This window comes from Bacteroides coprosuis, assembly GCF_020741705.1.
In the GTDB taxonomy this organism is placed as follows: Bacteria; Bacteroidota; Bacteroidia; order Bacteroidales; family Bacteroidaceae; genus Bacteroides_E; species Bacteroides_E coprosuis.
Genome location: NZ_DYYK01000136.1, coordinates 1 through 19,315, shown reverse-complemented (window position 1 = coordinate 19,315; position 19,315 = coordinate 1). Strand labels below are relative to the sequence as shown.

Genomic DNA, 19,315 nt, shown 5'->3' with positions numbered 1-19,315 from the left:
TTCATCTGAACCAAAAATATCATAACTCTCACCATCTTCCTTGGCTTTCCCTCCCAAACCAAAAGCCATAAATGGACCAGCACTTAGATTCAACTTCATATCATCTGTAAAATAAAACTTATAACCTACGTGAATAGGAATATGGAAGTATATTGGATTTATTTTAGCCTTAGCATTCTCATCTAAATACTCATCAGCTAAATCGTCCAACCATCCACTTAGTTTTAATGAAGATCTTTTAATCGATAGATCTAATCCTGTTTCTAAAAAAATATTTTCTGTAAACAAATACTGCATCCCTCCACCTAAATAAAAGCCTGGTTCCACTGATGATTTAACACCCGTAGGAATTCCATTATATTTAGCAAGGTTCATACCTGCTCTTAATGACCAGTTTGCTTCTTTAACATCTTGAGCCTTAACAGACGTTCCTACAAAGAATAACCCTACGAAAGGATTATTTTTTCTCCATAACCTTATATGTCTTTATATTTTAATAATATAAAGCAAAATCAAACATATAAATTATCAATAAAAAAAATAAAGTATTGTAATTTTATGAGAAAGCATATAATACAAAAAGAGCCAGCAGTAGCTGACTCTTTCTCTTAGTATAATAAACAGTTAATTTATTTTTTTGCCCACCATAATTTAGTACCGTATCTATCTGGTCCACCTAATAACTGCAATGCCTTATTATAATTAGCTGAGTTATTTTGAGCTTCTCTTGGAGGATAAGGTATTCTTTCAGCATAAAGGATCTTAGAATCTTCATCTTTTCCTTCATTTACAACATTCGGGAAGAAGTAAGGATAACCAGTTCTTCTGTGTTCACTCCAACCTTCCATACCCAAAGGATATAGAGCTAGCCATTTTTGAGTAATTATCCTTTCTAGTTTAGTCTCAAAATCAGCACTTTCATCCCATTTCACAGTTATTTCGCTCTTGTTTTCAGCAGCATTATCCTTACTATTAGGATCAACATAATCTGCTGGTAAACTTTCTGCATCATTAAGATAAGCATCAGAACCATCTACATTCCATTGTGCAAAAGACAATCTAACACCTTCTTCATAAAGATTTTGAGGAGTGCCGTTAACCTTCCAACCTCTCAAAGCTGCTTCAGCTTTTATGAAAGCAACTTCAGAAGCAGTTAGCCAATTCACTGGATCTTTCTCTTTATAAGTTGTTGATGAATAGCTACTAGCCCATTCTTTGGAAGGAATTTTGATTCCAACTCTTAAACCAACAAAGTCACTAGCTTTATCTTTAAAAGAAGATTTTGTAAATAGTTTATCTAGACGAGGGTCATTATAACCTTTCATGTATGAGATAATCTCAGCACTTACACGAGAGTCACCCCAGGCAACAGTCATAATCCATATAGGATTAACAGGGAACGGATTTAATGCATTTTCGGTATTACTTTCTATCAAACCATACTCTGATGCTAAGGCTTCTTCTGCTTTAGTTTTAGCTAACTCAGGATCAGCATTAACAACTCTCATTGCCATTCTTAATTTTAGAGAGTTTGCATATTTGAGCCATTTTGAAAAATCACTTGCATAAACTCTATCAAAACGAGCCATATCTCTATAACCAGGATTTTCCTTTACAAACTTGCCCAATACATCTATGGCATTGTCTAAATCAGTAAACATACTCTTGTAAACTGTTTCTTGAGAGTCATATTCGTTTGCAACCCCACCGTCCAATGCTTTAGTATAGGGTACTGGACCATACATATCCGTCATTCGCTGTGTTGCTGTAATTCGAATTATCTGAGCCCAAGCCCATAAAAAGTCTTTTGTAGGATCATCTTTCGTCAAATTTCTTACTTGGATTAATCCTCCATAGACTTTAGAATACGCATCTTCAAAAGGAACATTCAACCAATTATCAGGAGAATTAAAGATCGAAAAGTTTGTATCCCATGTATTTGCTATTGACAAATAGCGCGCGTAAGGGTCACTCACTAAGTTTTGCCCCATTTGATAAGCATTTTCTTGAGCAGGATATGCATAATTTATCATTTGTGGGAAAAAGGCTCCTAACTTAAAGTTACCTTGCGATATCTGATCTTCATTTGGTCTACCGTACTCTTGATTAATGTCTTCAAAATTGCTAGTACAAGCACCAGCAAAGAGAGCACAGAGAGCAACAGCAGATATAGATTTTATCTTATATACTATATTTTTCATAATTTAATTTCTTTAAAAATTTGATGATGCCTTCTTAAAACTCTACTCTCACACTGAATCCAAGATTTCGTGTTGCTGGTTGCATAAAGTAGTCAACACCTTGGAAATAAGTTCCTGTAGAAGCAGTTACTTCTGGATCAAAAGGAGCTTTATTATAGATCATCCAAAGATTACGTCCAATAAATGCCACATGCACCTTCGCTATATCATTGAACCATTTATTTGGTAAATAATATCCCAAAGACAATTCTTGTAAGCGCACATTACTAGCACTATAAACATACTCACCCAAGACACCACCTGTCTGTCCTATTGTTTTATAATATTTTTCAGGATCAATATGAGAAGTTCCATTAGGTATACCTCCTTTATCACGAGCTTCAGCAGAACGTTTTGATACACCAAAACCATCTAAGATTGCTTCAGTAGGTGAAAGAACAATACCTCCCAATCTAGCAGAAAGCATTACTCCCAAAGTAATATCTTTATAACGGAAATCATTTCTGAAACCTAAGTTCCATTTTGGTAAAACAGAACCTTCCTTTACAAACTCATTCTTAGTTTGTGGAGAACCTTCAGCGGTCAATTTTATATTGCCAAAGTCATCTCTGTCAAATTGGTTTTTAGTATATAAGTCTCCCATTGAGCCACCTTTTTTCAAAATAAACTCAGAAGAACCTATACCATCTTGAGACATTTGCTCAAAATTAATAGCATTACCTTGAGGATCTTTAAACTCACCATCTTCTATTAATTTAGTAATTTTATTACTATTGAAGCTAGCTGTTAAATTAGAGTTCCAAGAGAAATTTCCCCAAGTGTTATTTGTACCCAAAGCCATTTCAACTCCTTGGTTACGAACATTACCTGTTTGAATAAACATTGAAGTATAACCAGATGATGGAGAAATAGGAATTTGGAAAGTCTGATTTTTTGTATTTGATCTATACCATGTGAAATCAAATGTCAATCTATTACCCCAGAATTTAGAGCTCAAACCAAGTTCCCAAGAATCGGTACGTTCTGGTTTTAGATCATCAATTGGCATATATGAATTTGTTTCCCAAGAGTTACCTTGTGCATCCCACTTATAAGTTGGGATAGATAAGCTTCTAGGAATAGGAGAACCAACAGATGCAAATGAACCTCTTACTTGCAAATAAGAAACTGCTTCTGGTAGCGTAAACATTTCTGAAAGAATAGCAGAAAGTCCAACTGAAGGATAGAAGAATGATTTCTTAGACGTATTAGCAAGAGCTGAAGCCCAATCATTACGACCTGTTACTGTTAAGTACAACATACTTCTCCAACCTAATTCTACGTTAGCAAAGATAGATTGAGTTTGTTCGTGCCAACCTTGTTCTATAAACTCAGTTTTTCCATAATCCTTATTAATATTCGTAAGAGCAAAGAAGTTTGGAATTAACAACTCACCATCTGCTCCAATACCTTCAGACCTAATATCAGAAAAGCTGGTACCAATGTTGGAAGATAGACTCCATTCTTCACCCCAGTGCTTATTAATATTAACCAAGAAGTCGGCATAATACTGCTTATACTCTTCTTTTATCATTCTATATCGTCCATTTTCTGGAGAAAATGTTCTACGAGTAGAAGCAAAATATTTATTTTGCATTTTATTATTTGAATTATCCAAACGCATACGTCCCGATAAATTCAACCAATCTAATACATCATAAGATAAATTTACGTTCATCATATATCTATCTTTCTTATTGGTCTTAGGATTACGATTTAATACCCAATATGGGTTTTGCATTTCTAAACCTTCGTCTCCCCAACCATATTCTTCCCAACGCTGAACATCATAACCTTTTAGTTGATCAAACTTTTCATAATCGTTTAAAAGACCGAAATTTTCTCCACGAGGATAAGTATAGATTGTAGTTAGAGGATTACCATATTTTCCTTGAGCAATTAAGTTTTTATCTTTTTGTTTGATATAGCTTAATCCAAAATCTAAAGTCATCTTGTCATCCAAGAACTTAGTAGTATTACGCACTGTAATATTATATTTATCATAGGAGCTTTTAGGAATAATACCACTAGAGTTTGCTGAACCTAATGATAAGTAAGTTTGATTTTTTTCACTACCCACAGATAAACTTGCTGATGTTTGTGCAGTTACACCTGTATCGAAAAAATCAGAAGGTTTAAATGAACCCGCAGTGGTTTTATCTCCCCAGCTTCTATAAAGTTTCTTTCCACTTTCTACATCCAAACCAGCACCATAGGTTGATTGTAACTTAGGTTTAGTTAGCGGATTTGAAAACATAGTTTGGTTTGTTATGGTAATTTTTGGTTTACCAGCTACACCTTTCTTTGTCGTAATAATAATTACACCGTTAGCTGCACTTGAACCATATAGAGCTGCTGCAGAAGGACCAGTCAATACAGACATACTTTCAATATCTTCTGGATTTAAGTCTGAAATACCTTCACCTCTTGGTTGATCTGCATACTCATTATTTTGGCTCAAACCTCCTCCATTAGCGTTAAAGATAGGCACACCATCAATTACATAAAGTGCATTATTATCCTTAGTTAATGATTTTGTACCACGCATGACAACACGAGTAGCACCACCCATACCTGCTGATGAGGAATTGATATTTACACCTGCAATTTTTCCTGAAAGAGAGTTAACAAAGTTAACGTCTTTCACTCCTAGTAATTCTTCTCCTTTAACTTCTTGCACATTATAGCTCAAAGCTTTTTGAGATCTTTTTATCCCCAAAGCTGTTACTACCACTTCATCCAATACTTCAGTATCTTCTACTAATGTTATATTAATGTTAGTAGTTGAAGTAGTTATTTTTATTTTCTGAGGAGTATAGCCGATATATGATAGTTCTACCTCATCACCAGCTTTAACTTCTAAATTAAACTCTCCATCGATATTGGTAATTGTACCAACTCCGGAGCTTCTATTATAAACATTAACACCTATTAAAGGGTCTCCTGCATTATCTTTAACAATACCCTTTATAACTTTCTTTTGTTGCTGCATCGATTCTATTCCATCTACTTTTATAGATGCACTTGAATCGGCATACACATTTACTGCCCCTACCCCAAATAAGGTCATAAGAGCTAGCGTCCTTAAATACATTTTTCTTTTCATAAGATTAACAAATCTGTTAGTTATCCAACATGGTTATCTAATATTACTATATTAATTTTCAAACTTTCGAATGATGCATAGTTCAAACATATTCCAAAGTCAATTTTACTTACATAATCATAAATTTCAGTCTTATTATATAATATATATTTATTCCTTACAAATTTAGAATTGTATATATTTCATTATATCTATTTTGCAATGTTTGATTATATTAACAAAGTAATAGATATAAAGGTTTATTATTAAGCCTATTACATAATGTATGTAAAGAAAGCTTTAATGTCTAAAAGTTAGATTTTAGTCGTTTATTAAGCAATATGTATTTCTATTGAAGAGCATGAGAGTACTATATGTCATAATATAAATCAATATACTTTCATTTGAAAGTTTGGTGTTTTTTTAGAAAGGCAATAAAAAAGGCGAGTAAATTACTCGCCTTCCCATTTGATTTATTTCTAATTTTTAAAATTTCATTCCAACACCCATAAATAAGTTTCCATTATGAGCTTCAAGTAGGTCGTCCATTTTAATAAAACCGTAATCATATCCTAAATTGATAGTAAATACATCAATGTCAAGACCTGCTTTAAATCCTAGACCAAAGTCAAAGCGTTTAAAGTCCATATCATCTGAACCGAAAATAGAAATTTTCTCACCTGCAACTTTTGCTTTACCACCTAAACCATAAGCAAGGTATGGACCAGCACTCAAGTTTAATTTCATATTATTGGGTAAATAGAATTTATACCCTGCATGAATTGGAATTTGTAAATACACAGGGTTGAATTTTGTTTTAGTTCTTGTCTTGATTTCATCAAAGGGAATATCAAGCTTAACTGAAGACCCTTTTAAAGAAATATCCAAACCTGCTTCCACAAAGAAGTTCGGTGAAATCAAATACTCTGCTCCAACACCAAAATAAGCACCTGGCTTAATAGAAGCATCAACGCCTGAAGGTGTTCCTAAATAATTAGAAAGGTTCATACCTGCATGAATATTCCAATGCAGCGGATCATCCACATACTGAGCCTTAACAGGACTAACTGATATAAACATTAATGCTGTAAATAAAACTGCGATAAACTTTCTCATAATATTCATTTTTAAATATGTAATCTCTTTTTAAGCTTTAGTTAATAATTAGTATTAACTACGCTTCGTATTCTTTAACAAGATAGAACGTAAAACGTTCAAATTCTCCAACAAATATTTCAACTAAAAAGAGGAAGCACTGCTTCCTCTTCATTTGTGTATCTCTTGATTTATTAGAATTTATAACCTAATCCAGCATAAAAGCTACTATTCTTTATATTAGCATATCGATTAGGATTTGTTAATCCTTTATCGTATCCCATAAAGAAATTAAAATGATGGCTATCTAAGGCTGCTTTACAACCCAAACCAGCATCAAATTTTCTCAATTGATCTCTCGAATCACCAAATGTTTTCTCTCTAGATGAATCTTCATACACATATTCTTTTTCATTACTAATCACCGAATAGGTTATTGTGTTTTTGTATTTTCCACCAATACCCATCGCTAAGTAAGGACCTGCACTTAGTTTTAAATTCAAACAATCACTTATTCTTATATTGTAGCCTAGGTGTAAAGGCAATTGAAGGTAGTATGCATTATACTTAACATCTCCTCCAAGAACTTTTTTAGTTGTTTCAATCATTACTTTGTCCTTTAATTTTGCACCCTTTAGATGTACATCTAAACCAGTATTCACAAAAAAATTGGAAGGTAGAGCGATATCAAATTCCATACCAATCATATAGCCCGGTTTTGCTATATTTTGTGAAACATCTGTTCCTGAAAAATCTGAAACAGTTACTCCACCATGTAAACCAAAGCGAACAGATTTATCAAGCTGTGAAAAAGAAGGGATATTCACTAAAGTTAGGAGTAGTACTAAAAGAGTAATTCTTTCTTTCATAATAATAAGGTTTTATATATTTAAGCAATATAATACATTATTATTAATTTATTAACATTTATGACTTAAAACAAAAAAAGTAGTACCACGATTCTCATCGTAGTACTACCCAACACAAACACAAAATAAAACACGACAAAACTACTATAAAGTCAAGTCCTCTGTGCTTTAGCACAATAACTACGTTTATACATTCACATCTATTATACGTAGTTTTAAGATTGACTTACAATGATATAACATCCATATATAAATATTGTTCACCAATAATAAATAATTTATTGGGTATATTATTGAATTCCTCTTTCTCTTAATTTGAGTTGCCAGTTCCAAGCAGATAGAAGTGTATCTTCAATACTAGTTCCTGCTTTCCAACCAAGTTCATTATTGGCAAAATCTGGATTTGCCCAAACTTTTTCGATATCTCCTACTCTACGACCTACAATTTTATAATTAAGTTTCACTCCTGTCGCTTTTTCAAAAGCTTGGATTAATTCTAATACAGATAGTCCACGACCAGTTCCTATATTAAAAATCTCCACTTTATCTTTCTGCTTTTTATCTAAGATTCTATTAATAGCTACCACATGAGCTTTTGCTAAATCAACAACATTGATGAAATCTCTGATGCATGAGCCATCAGGAGTGTCATAATCATCACCAAATACACTTAATTCTTTACGAATACCTATCGCAGTTTGAGTAAGATAAGGCACTAAATTTTGTGGGACCCCACTTGGAAGTTCTCCTAGTAATGCTGTTGGATGTGCTCCTATAGGGTTGAAATAACGCAAAAGAATAGCGTTGATAGGTGCACCAGATGCTACAGTATCATGAATAATTTCTTCATTAATTTGCTTTGTATTACCATAAGGAGATTCTGCTTTTTTAATTGGAGCTTTCTCTGTTACGGGCAATTCGTCTGGCTGACCATACACAGTACAAGATGAAGAGAATACAATTCCTTCTACTCCGTGTTTAGGCATTAAATCTAATAGATTGATAAGAGAGCCCAGATTATTACGATAATAAAGTAAGGGTTTTTCTACAGATTCACCTACGGCTTTACTTGCAGCGAAGTGAATGATAGCTTGAATTCCTTTATACTTAGTAAATAGTTTATCAAGCCCTGCATAGTCCAAACAGTCTAATTCAACAAATTCGGGACGAATACCTGACACTTTTTCTATATTATCTACAACATCTGCACTAGAGTTTGATAAGTTGTCTATAATAATTACTTCATATCCACTGTTTTGTAATTCAACTACTGTATGTGATCCAATATAGCCTGTACCACCTGTAACAAGAATTCGTTTTTTCATGATTTCTTTTCTTTTAATGAGTTACAAAAGTAGGAATTTATATCTGTTCTTTGAAGAAAGAGTATAAGAAAAATTTACCCAATTTGGGGTTCTCAATATTACTCAAAGCAAAACTCCTTTTTAATAAAAAAGAATAGAAAATACTTTTTACGATTATACCCAAACTGAATAAAGATACACACCGAATTAATAGAGGATAAAGATCTGGGACAAGAGAGGCTTTGATCAGGGTCAAAACATCAACATGACACCGACATGATGATACTTTGTCGGTGTCATATTTTTTATATCTCTCAAATAGAATAAATGAAGTATTCTTATACATTCAGATTAGCATAATTATTCAAATCCAAATGAGACAAAAAAAGGACCTACCAAAGACGAATCGAGCAGGTCCTTTTCAAAAATCTTGAAAAAGATAATGATTAAAGATCATCTATTATAGAGGTCGATTTTGCATAAGCACTGGGTTTGGCTTCAAAAAAATCGGTCTTAATCATATTGGCATTGCTATATTGTGCTACCCACGACATACTAGCCGGCTCATCTTCATATCCTGGATATAGAATTTCAAACCCTAAGTTTTCACATCTTAGGTTGGCTAGGTATTTTATATAGTCGGAAACCATCTCTTGAGTCAATCCTTCTATTTCTTCTCCAATAACATATTCTCCCCATGCCATTTCTTGTTCAGCTCCCTCTTTTATCATCGCTCTAAACTCTGCAATAGCCTCAACTGTAAAGAGCTGTGGTTCTTCTTTTCTTAGTTCAAGTATGATAGACTGAAACAGCCAGAGGTGAGTATTTTCATCCCGATTGATGTAGCGTATTTCTTGTACAGAACCAGGCATTTTACCATTTCTTCCCAGATTATAAAAAAACATAAAGCCTGAATAGAAATAAATACCTTCTAATATATAGTTGGCTACCATCGTTTTTAAAAGCTGATGTGTACTTTTATTGAGTTGAAACTCATTATAAATATCACCTATAAATTTATTTCTTTTTAATAGATGTTCATCGTTTCTCCACTGATACAAAATACGTTCACGCTCCTCGGGCGAACAAATAGAATCGAGCATATAACTATATGATTGAGAGTGAACAGCTTCTTGAAAAGCCTGTATCGTTAAACAAAGATTCACTTCATTGGCAGTTACATACTCTCCTACATAAGGCAAGTTGGCTGTCTGAATACTATCTAGGAATATCAAAAAAGACAGTGTTCTATCATAAGCTCTCTTCTCGGCTCCAGAAAGATTGCGGTAATCTTTTACATCCTGACTCATATTGATTTCCTCAGGTATCCAAAAGTTATTCATCGCCTGACGGTACCAATTGGAAACCCAACCATATTTCATATTATTGAAATCATTCATATTGGTCGTATTCCCATTGATCATTCTACGTTTATTGACGTCTATATCACCATGTTCATTAAACAAGGCTTTCTTCTTCAGTTTAGTCATTGTTATAGTATATCTTAATTTTTATCATTATTTACACCTTATTATATAGGCTTTAAGCAGAGCAAGTCTCACATTCTTCTACTTCTAGGGACTGACTTCTTACATAATACAAAGTCTTTACCCCTTTTTCCCAAGCTCGAAGATAGAGGTTGAGCAGTTTGCGGAAGGTGAATTCTTGGGTTATGTATAGGTTAACAGATTGTGATTGGTCCAAATGTCTTTGTCTTACTCCTGCTGCATCAATTACCCAACTTTGATCTATCTGATGGGCTGTTTTATAAAGCCAGAAAGTTGAATCGCTCAATTCTGGAGCAACTCGAGGCACTATACTTCCCTTCTTTTCTTCAAGGAAGTAACGATTCATCACAGGATCTGTTCCAGCAGTAGTACCTGCTATGATAGATGTCGAACTTGTAGGTGCAATAGCGAGTAGATACCCATTGCGCATTCCGTTCTTGGCTACATTTGTCGCTAAAAGCTTCCACTCCTCAGAAGCATAACCTCGCAACTTAAAGTAATCCCCCGTCTGCCAATCGCTCTTATCAAAGAAAGAATAGACACCCTTTTCTTTGGCCAATTGGTTGGATGCCTCTATGGTATAATAATTGATTTTCTCATAGACTTTGTCCATATAAGCCAAGTGCTCATCACTCTCCCAACGAAGTCCTTTTTGCGCTAACAGATGGTGGTACCCACTAGTACCCAGTCCGATGGGACGCATTTTCTGATTCGTAATTTGTGCATAAGGAATAGGATAAAAGTTCAAATCGATCACATTGTCCAGAGCACGTACAATGGTGTGAATAATACCTTGCAACTCTTCAGAATCTTCCACATCAATATTTCCTAGAACAAGAGAGGCTAGGTTACAAACCACAAAATCTCCAGCTTTGGTTTCTTCCACTATAATTTCATCACCATTTTCTAAACGTACAGTTCGGCGCACATCTTGAATGGCACTTTGGTTTTGTGCTATCTCAGTACATAAGTTCGAGCAATAAATTACACCTTGGTGCTTATTGGGATTCAAGTTATTCACTAAATCTCTATTAAAGATAAAAGGTGTACCTGTTTCTACAGCCGATTTTATAATCAACCGCACCATTTCCTTAATAGGTATTATGCGTTTAGGGATACGATGATCATTCACACATTCTAAGTATTTCTGTTTCCACTCATCACCATAGGTATCTTCTAAGTTATAGCCTTTCATAGTCATAATCTCATGTGGGCACATCAAATACCAATCTCCTTCCATATTTGTCTTTACCTGCTCCCAGAAATAATCGGGTATGCAGATTCCTGGAAACACATCGTGCGCTTTCATTCTATCGTCTCCATTATTCGTTCTTATTTGGAGAAACTCGGGCATATCACGATGCCAAATATCAAGGTAAATAGCTACTGATCCTTGTCTCACTCCAAGTTGATCAACAGCTATAGCCGTATCATTACACAGTTTTACCCACTTTAAGATACCTCCCGCTACACCTTTAAAGCCTCTTATATCGGAGCCTACGGCTCTTACTTTTCCTATATAAATCCCCATACCTCCTCCAAATTTTGAAACTTGGGCAAAGTTGGTTAGAGTACGATAAATACCTACAAGACTATCGGGCATTACATCTTCAAAACAACTAGATAACTGACTCAATGGTTTACGTGCATTACTCATTGTAGGCGTAGCCATCGTTACTTTCAGGGTACTCAATACATCGTAAATACGCTTAGCCCAGCACACTTTCTTCTCCCCTTCGGGAATAGCTAAGTGCATAGCTATCCCCATAAACATCTCTTGAGGACGCTCTAATAAATGATGAGAATAATTCTGAATTAAATAACGTTTAGATAAAAGATGAAGACTACTGTAGGTAAGCAACTGATTGCGTGAAGCCTTCATGTATTTTGACAACTCTTCAACCTCTGCTTGGGAATAGTTTTTGAGCATATAGCTCCCATATAGATTTTGCTGAGTCAGATAGTTCATCTTTTTATAGAGTGAAGTTAGTCCCAACTCTCTTTCAGCCTGCTGAATTTCTTTTTCTAGTTCGACAGCTAATAAGCGAGAGGCTATGAACTCCCAGTTAGGAGCATCTGGAGTAATTAACTCTACTGCTGCCTTCATGAGTATCTTCAAAGGGTTGCCATCTGCTTTGTAAAAAGAACGATATTTAGAATACAAAAACTGAAGATCGTACTGCTTTTGTCCAAATTCGTTTTGGATATCCTGCAATAATTCAATGGTATCATCATCTGTGATAGTCTGACGAAACTGATTAATCATTTCACGACAGGCTGTTCTTCTATCTCGGTATAAGATGTAGGCTTTGGCTTCTTTGTAATGACCTCTCTTCATCAAAACTGTTTCCACCAAATCTTGTACTGTTTCCACATCTACATAATCACTATCTTCAAGGTTGACAGATATTAAGTCACAAATGATCTCTAATTCGTGTTCAGAAACCGATCGTTGCAAACTATGAAAAGCTGCTACAATGGCCCTTTTTATCTTATCGTAAGTAAAATCCTCTACTTGACGATTTCTTTTAATAATTTTCATTCTATTATTGTTTTGTTTCATAAAACACTCAAAAAGCTCATTGCCGGAGAGCTTATCTGAAGTAGCATTGGCAGGTCTTCTGACTTTCCTTATCTCTTGGTATGCCTTCCCATACATAAAGTATAGTGGTGTGAGTAGTTACAAGAGATTTATAAAGGATTACAGCAGCCGGTCTGTCTCGGATTTACACCGAATTCCCTTTTCAACTCAGAATAGGAATCTATTCTAAGTCACCAATCTTATTGAAAGCAAAGATAGAAATAAATAGATTCAGACCTAAAAATAACCAGATTATATCTTTCAAAACCCTTCCTCTTAATAGAGATTATACAGCCATTCATTTTTACTTTTATCCACCACTACCATTTCGATAATATTTTGTTATGCTTTTCTAATCAAAAGATTACAAGCAACAAAACAGAAACTTATGCTTTATTATCGAAAGCATTCGTAATATAATCAAAGCGCATTATTTTAAACACAATCTAAATAGCACTATTTATTAACTAATAATCAATAACTTACTATACTATCATCAACTTTCGATAAAGAAGAAGATCAAAACTTTTATTCGTTTATTATTGAATATATGAAAATCGAAACATATATTTGTGTCATGAGATTGAAACTAAGACATCTCCCTTAAATACACATACTAAGAAAAGCCAATCAATAATGAAAAACATTTGGAGTCAGAGTAAGATAGCCATTGGTACAGAAGCAAGTTTCGATGGTATTTTAAACATTCAAGACTTACTTAAAACCCTTCGTTCTAAGTGGGACCACAATCAATATTCATTTATTAATGATAAAAAGTGGGATCATCTTGCTGCACACTATTCCAACTTAGATGGGACTCAAAATATTCGTGCATTAGGTCAAGAATTAACACTATATAATACAGCCCTCTACACTATAAAAGAAAAAGATGGTAATTACTCTATTGTTCCTATTGCCAAGGAACAAATGAAGGAATTTGAATCAGAGAGTAAAGCAGAAGGTCAAGAAGCTAACTTATGTATGCAAGAAGGCAAAAACTTTGGAGACCCTGCCTTCCGCTTCAACTCAGTAGCAGACAGCCTTCCTAGTGAAACATACGCTTTAGAAAGTTCGGATAGTTATTACATTGATTTTGTTGGTAAGCAACTTTTCACTAAATCTCCTGGTGCACATCCAAAAGAGTACAATTATTATCGATTGGATTTAAGTGTATGGCCCCCTAAAAAGTACCCCCTATCTAAGCCAATTATCAATATTACTTATAGCTCTACGCATAAACTATATGCAGCTTTAGAACTAGAAGAAGAAAGCCATTTCAATATTAAGCGTATTCGTATTGGTCATGAATTCAATGACTTGTGTGCTTGGGATTGTATCCAACTCAATGAAGAGATTGGGGGTACTCATTTTTTTAGGTGGGTAGAACTAGCTTGGGTAGGAAATGATCTTTTGTTAATTGATGATGCTCATCTTTGGAAAATCAAAGATGCTGCTATTGGTGGAAGAGTATTTGAAAGAGTGAGTGATATTAATGCTTGTGGATGTTGTATCAACTGCTCTCCAACACTTATTAGAACAAAGAATGGCGGTTCGTTTATTCCTTCAGATAAAAAACTGATGGAGTGGAAAGATGGAGAATTACAAAATACGGGCATTACCATTACAAAGCTTTATGCGAAACGTTTCTCTACAGCCCCTCTAGGCAAAGCTGGTTTTATTACAACAACAAGAAGAGGACGTATTGCTGTACATACTCAAACAGATACAGGAGCTATTCATTTTCTAGACTTGGTAGATTCTCCTTCACTTACTTGTGTTAAGGAATTGAATCAAGATTGGATTGCATTCTTTACAAACGAAACCTATTCAGAGAGAGATAGTGATTTGGCTCAATTCTGGAATCACAAAACCGATACTTGGTTAAGAATGAAATATGGAGCTCTCAACAGCTCAACAATACATAATATTATGCTGGACGATGAGGGTACTGCTTTTATAGCCGACAATCAAGGTCACTTGCATAAGATTACAAACTTCTTTGAAAACTTGGCAGAGTGTAATAATAAAGAAGAAGTAGAAGAAATGAATTCTAACGAATGGTACGATGGCAGAGGTGTAAAAAAGGCACCTCCATCCTACCTAAAGAAAAAAGAATGTATTTCTCCTGCCCGAAAACAAATGACATTCGAAGAACGATTGGATTTCTTCGGGAAGAATTATAAACTGACAGAACAAAAGAAACAACGAAAAAAATAAAGATAGTTTTGATAAATGTGAATAATAGTTTTTTAGGATAATTACTTAAATAGTTGTTTGTAGTTGGGTAACCTTTTACCCTAAACGATAAAAGGTTCAAAAGGGTTCAGAGCGTGTCTGAACCCTTTTTATTTGCAAAAATAACAGATATTAACTTAATCAGATTATCTTTGAAAGATAATAAAATATCGAACTATGAAAAAGACATTTATGAACCTCTTATTGCTCGCGGGATTAATCCCTTTCTACCAATCTTGTAGCAGCGATAATACTCCCATTCAGCCCGAACCTGAACCTGAGCCCATCATCCTTGAGCAATCAAATGCAAGGATAGAGAGTTCTGGCGGCGAAGTAATCTTAACTTTTAAATCGTCACAAGAGTACTCCATTCAAAACCATTTAGATTGGTGTAAAGTTGAAGTAGAGGAAATGAATACAGAAGAGAAATCTGAATTTAAGTCGTACACCCTTCATCTTCTCATTGATGAGAGCTATATCTATGAAGACAGAGAAGGATATATCAAAATTATAGTTGCAAACAAAGAATATCCCATCCAAGTAAAACAAGCAGCTCGTACTTTAATAATACAAAACTTAGGGGCTTTTCAATATGAAAACATCAAGGCTGATGCTAAAAATATTCACTTCGACATCGTTTATAATAGTACAGCAAGAGTGCATCCACATTTACAGAACAAAATATTTGGACATCAATTATTAGATGTAGAAGAATTCTTTATCAAAAATGAAATAACAACCCTAGATTACGATTACCCTACAACAAGTTTTACAACTGAAGTAGGCGACAACTTTAACATTTTTCAAAATAGAAAACCCAGCTTAGAACTACAAAAAGAAATGGAAAATACTATTCTAAAAAATAGTTCAGCCCAATCCACTTCATTTACTTTTAGCAACGGCAAAAAGTATTATTCTAGAAAAGAATTACATTATGCAGGACAAATAGCTTTTAATTTAAAGCTAGATGAACTCATGGGTACTAGCTATAAAAAAGAGGAGTTAAAAAACAAAGTAGGATTTATTTTTGAATATGAACATCTCTTTTTTTCCTTAACATCTGATCTTCCTGAAAGTAAAATAATACTTCCTGAAAGCATATCCGAAGATAATATTGCATTTATAAGCACTATCTATTACGGAAAATTCGGATATCTCTTTGTAGAGACAGATCTAGACAACAAAGTTGAAATCAAGTCTATTCTAAATAAATTTGCTAATAAGGAGGTACTTACGAGTAAAGAGAATGAAATCATTAATGCTTCAAACTTTGGGTATCTAAAACCTGGCATTGACAAATATGATTTTATTAAAGGAATAGGTGCTATTAATAACTTCTATAAGGATAGTGCAAAACCTGCTAAAGAGCTTTGCTATCCAGCAAAAGTTTCATTAACCAAAGCTAAAACGTTGGGAGTTTATCCCGATTTTAAAAGATCCATTGATTTCACTTATTAATATCTATAAACATTTAAGCAAGAAGAGCAGGACGATTTGTGCTGCTCTTCTTTACTTTGTCACAGATTCTTTATTAACTTGTAGCTAAATATTAACCTCTTAGCGCAACTATGAATTTAGAAAACAGAGTAAATCAACTTATTCTTGAAGGAGAAAAACTATCTTCCACACTGATATTTAAACCCATACAATCGGGATCACTACAACTCTACCCCAATTACAAATCGAAAGAGAATGACCGGTACCAAAAGTGGAAATATGTGGTGGAGAGGTTCCTAACTGCATACTACCCTAGCTACATAAAACCTTTTAAGGAAGTATCTCACAAACTGACACCCAATAATCATGCAGGTATATTGGCTATATTAGAGTCGATTCAAGAATACCCTAATACTTGGGATAGGCCCCATATCACTCAAGAAAAGAAAGAGGGAACAGCCTCTTTTCCTATAGTTACTCCCAACCTACAACTAGCTTATGAGTTTTTATGGGAAGCCATACGAGATGAACTCACAGGACAACAGCTCAAAGATATTGAGCATATCATTCATAATAAAGAAGATGATGAACAGACATTGAAACTACTTATTCAATATCTATCCACCATTACCTCTGATTCGATTCCTAGGATATTAGCTAGAATACTAATGAACCCAACAGTCAGTCAGGGATTATCTAGATATTAGGTAATACGTACTATTACTCAAATACTACTCGCTTACCCGCATTTATCAACTGCATAAAAGTATCATAACTCATGAGGTTGGTATAATATTGATAATTATTCGTTGGCCACCCACGGTAGTTATATTTTAATTGAATACTATATTGCTTTTGATCTGAAGCATCAATCACGGGTAGTTTTACAGAACAATCTCCACCACCATTAGACTCAAATTCACCTGAATAGAATACATCCGAACCGTTTGTCACCACTACTTGATTCTTGTCTGCACTATTACTGCTAAGAGGATACTGAGTTATTAACCCTTGATAATAACCCTTAAAAGAGTATCTTTTTATTGTTTTATTATAAGGTAGAGTTGCTGTAACAAACTGATTAGACTCTATTATAAAATTCTCCGCAGGAGTCATAGAGCTCTCATTATACCCTTCTATCATTTGAAAATCTAAAACATAGGTTTTAGGCTCTGAAACAATCATTGTGTACTTAGCACGATCCTCTGATTCTATCCACTCATAAAGCAACTCAGAATTTGCCATAGCGGGAACCATCCACTTCGTGTATATATACACTTCAAAAGGATACATTAAGTTCTTGTCATCGGGAATAGTAAACAATATACGCGCTTTATCTCCCTGATTCTTTATCAGTTCTCCTTCTGGAACAGCTGATCCATTCTTATAAAACAACTGGATACTCGTAGGTTGGAAAGTAAAAGGTTGCTTCAGGGTAACCTTTATCACACGAGATAGCTTTGAGCCCTCTGGATTAATAACCATCTTAGCAACACGGATACTTCCATCTTGAGGAATTTTATTTAAAGAGGCTGTGATTTTCCCATTTGATATTTGAGGGCTAGATTTAAATACTGGATTTGCTGGATCATTTTCTTGCACATTTACAATTCTCAATAAAGAGTTTGTTTCAACATTCTTCTTCCAATATTTAGCCCACGTATTTAAAGTTAATTTAGCATTATCTGTAATTACAAAATGATATTTCTCTACTTCAAGCTTTTCATCTCCATACGTTATAATAGGATATTTCTCTAACGCTAACTCCAAAGATATATTATTATCAGCCAATCCATTCTTCGACTCTTCAAATGAGTTTGAGCCTTGTTTTTGAATACGTAGAATTCTGACCTTGTAGTAATAATTCCTTTTTAGAATAGACTCTACAAGATTATTATCATCAATTAGAGCTACTTTATAGAATGTTTTTACATCCCCATACATTCCCTCCAAAATGAGTGCTGAGTATTTTTTTTCTTCCAACTCTTCCTCTCGCTCAAAAGCATAAGCAAGAAACTTACCATCTGCCCCCTCTGCTGGAACATCTTTCAACTCTATATTATTGGCTTCTATTATAGAGTTTTCATCAAATTGATGAGTTGTTCTATTAAACGGAGCAATAGTACCCAAATCTGGAGTATGTATCAAAGTCATATTTTCCAATGTAAACACTTCGGATGCAGCACTTTCTAACTCTACAGAAACCTTTGCCACATTTCTAATTAAAGAAATACGAGAAGACAGTTCAGTGGTATTTTCATTAATCCCATTCTTCATTTCTACTCTTTGCCACATTCCTATATAATCTCCTTCTTTTGTAGAGAGTTGATTGATAACTTCTGTATCAGGCCAACCTATATATTCTGTTTCTTTGCTATCAAAGTCTGTCCAGTCCATATTAGCCACAAAGTGGATGGACTTAGGGTCGATACTTTTCTTAAGAGTTACTTCATATTCACTATATCCACTTTGAGATACTAGTGAAGCCATTCGTTTATACTGATAACCCTCTTCTTTATCGAATACCAACACAGCTAGACTTTCAATTGTATTTTCATTGACTTGAGTGGCTCTCGTTTCTTGATAGTTCAAGACATCAGTAGAAAAGGTTATTTTTACTTCATCCTTACCTACTACGTCGGGGTTATCTACATCCCAAGAATTATCCTCATTACAACCTACTACAACGAGGAAAGCCAGTAATATATATAGTATTTTTTTCATCTCTTACTCCTTTTTATTTAACATCACGTACACAGACTACATAGGCTGAACCCCTACTAACTTTTGTAATCTTACCCATAGAATATTTGTATTTACCATCAGCCGCCCAAAATAATTCTCCTTCAGTAAATAGATTATTTCGCTTAAATAAAATTGAATTATTATATTCTCTATCTACCATTAGCTCTAATTCAGCTCTTGTAGGCAACCTAAAATCTTCGTATGTTATTTCTGTCC

The 19,315-nt window shown here is 34.3% G+C and carries 12 protein-coding genes, 1 pseudogene and 1 riboswitch; of the genes and pseudogenes, 3 read left to right on the top strand and 10 right to left on the bottom strand.

Translation table 11 applies throughout. From position 1 onward, the window contains the following. From K8V80_RS07865 to K8V80_RS07830, 8 genes are all read right to left on the bottom strand, one after another. A partial coding sequence (locus K8V80_RS07865; protein WP_276776779.1) for a porin family protein occupies positions 1-480 on the bottom strand: 480 nt, incomplete at its 3' end. Between the two features lie 149 nt (positions 481-629). Further along, complete coding sequence (locus K8V80_RS07860; protein WP_276776778.1) at positions 630-2,201, bottom strand: RagB/SusD family nutrient uptake outer membrane protein; 1,572 nt, start codon at positions 2,199-2,201, stop codon at positions 630-632. A gap of 34 nt (positions 2,202-2,235) precedes the next feature. Next, on the bottom strand, positions 2,236-5,346 hold the full coding sequence (locus tag K8V80_RS07855) for a SusC/RagA family TonB-linked outer membrane protein (protein WP_276776776.1): 3,111 nt from the start codon (positions 5,344-5,346) through the stop codon (positions 2,236-2,238). Positions 5,347-5,811: 465 nt separating this feature from the next. Beyond that, positions 5,812-6,441: a porin family protein gene (locus K8V80_RS07850; RefSeq protein ID WP_006744713.1), complete on the bottom strand. Its 630-nt coding sequence runs from the start codon at positions 6,439-6,441 to the stop codon at positions 5,812-5,814. Between the two features lie 173 nt (positions 6,442-6,614). Next, positions 6,615-7,289 carry a porin family protein gene (locus K8V80_RS07845; RefSeq protein ID WP_006744712.1) on the bottom strand — a complete coding sequence of 225 codons (675 nt, stop codon included), beginning with the start codon at positions 7,287-7,289 and terminating at the stop codon, positions 6,615-6,617. A 290-nt stretch (positions 7,290-7,579) separates the two neighbouring features. Next, positions 7,580-8,614 (bottom strand): UDP-glucose 4-epimerase GalE, encoded by a 1,035-nt coding sequence (galE, locus tag K8V80_RS07840; RefSeq protein WP_276776772.1) that lies wholly within the window; start codon positions 8,612-8,614, stop codon positions 7,580-7,582. Between the two features lie 425 nt (positions 8,615-9,039). Then, positions 9,040-10,083: a ribonucleotide-diphosphate reductase subunit beta gene (locus K8V80_RS07835; protein ID WP_276776769.1), complete on the bottom strand. Its 1,044-nt coding sequence runs from the start codon at positions 10,081-10,083 to the stop codon at positions 9,040-9,042. 52 nt (positions 10,084-10,135) lie between these two features. Continuing rightward, positions 10,136-12,643, bottom strand: coding sequence for a ribonucleoside-diphosphate reductase subunit alpha (locus K8V80_RS07830; protein ID WP_276776767.1), 2,508 nt, complete (start codon positions 12,641-12,643; stop codon positions 10,136-10,138). A 52-nt stretch (positions 12,644-12,695) separates the two neighbouring features. Beyond that, positions 12,696-12,896: riboswitch (cobalamin riboswitch) on the bottom strand. 422 nt (positions 12,897-13,318) lie between these two features. On the opposite strand from K8V80_RS07830, the gene K8V80_RS07825 reads away from it, so the two are divergent. The 3 genes from K8V80_RS07825 to K8V80_RS07815 all read left to right on the top strand — a co-directional run bounded on the left by K8V80_RS07825 (position 13,319) and on the right by K8V80_RS07815 (position 17,061). Then, positions 13,319-14,899 (top strand): hypothetical protein, encoded by a 1,581-nt coding sequence (locus K8V80_RS07825; protein ID WP_006744707.1) that lies wholly within the window; start codon positions 13,319-13,321, stop codon positions 14,897-14,899. A gap of 195 nt (positions 14,900-15,094) precedes the next feature. Continuing rightward, entirely contained in the window at positions 15,095-16,375 is a 1,281-nt protein-coding gene (locus tag K8V80_RS07820; protein WP_276776764.1) for a BACON domain-containing protein, read from the top strand. A gap of 110 nt (positions 16,376-16,485) precedes the next feature. After that, on the top strand, positions 16,486-17,061 hold the full coding sequence (locus K8V80_RS07815; protein WP_006744705.1) for a hypothetical protein: 576 nt from the start codon (positions 16,486-16,488) through the stop codon (positions 17,059-17,061). 13 nt (positions 17,062-17,074) lie between these two features. On the opposite strand, the gene K8V80_RS07810 is transcribed toward K8V80_RS07815, so the two are convergent. Together K8V80_RS07810 and K8V80_RS07805 are read right to left on the bottom strand one after the other, a co-directional pair. After that, positions 17,075-19,078, bottom strand: a complete 2,004-nt coding sequence (locus K8V80_RS07810) for a hypothetical protein (protein ID WP_276776761.1) — start codon at positions 19,076-19,078, stop codon at positions 17,075-17,077. A 13-nt stretch (positions 19,079-19,091) separates the two neighbouring features. Beyond that, positions 19,092-19,315: pseudogene (locus tag K8V80_RS07805) on the bottom strand (hypothetical protein); the annotation flags it as partial.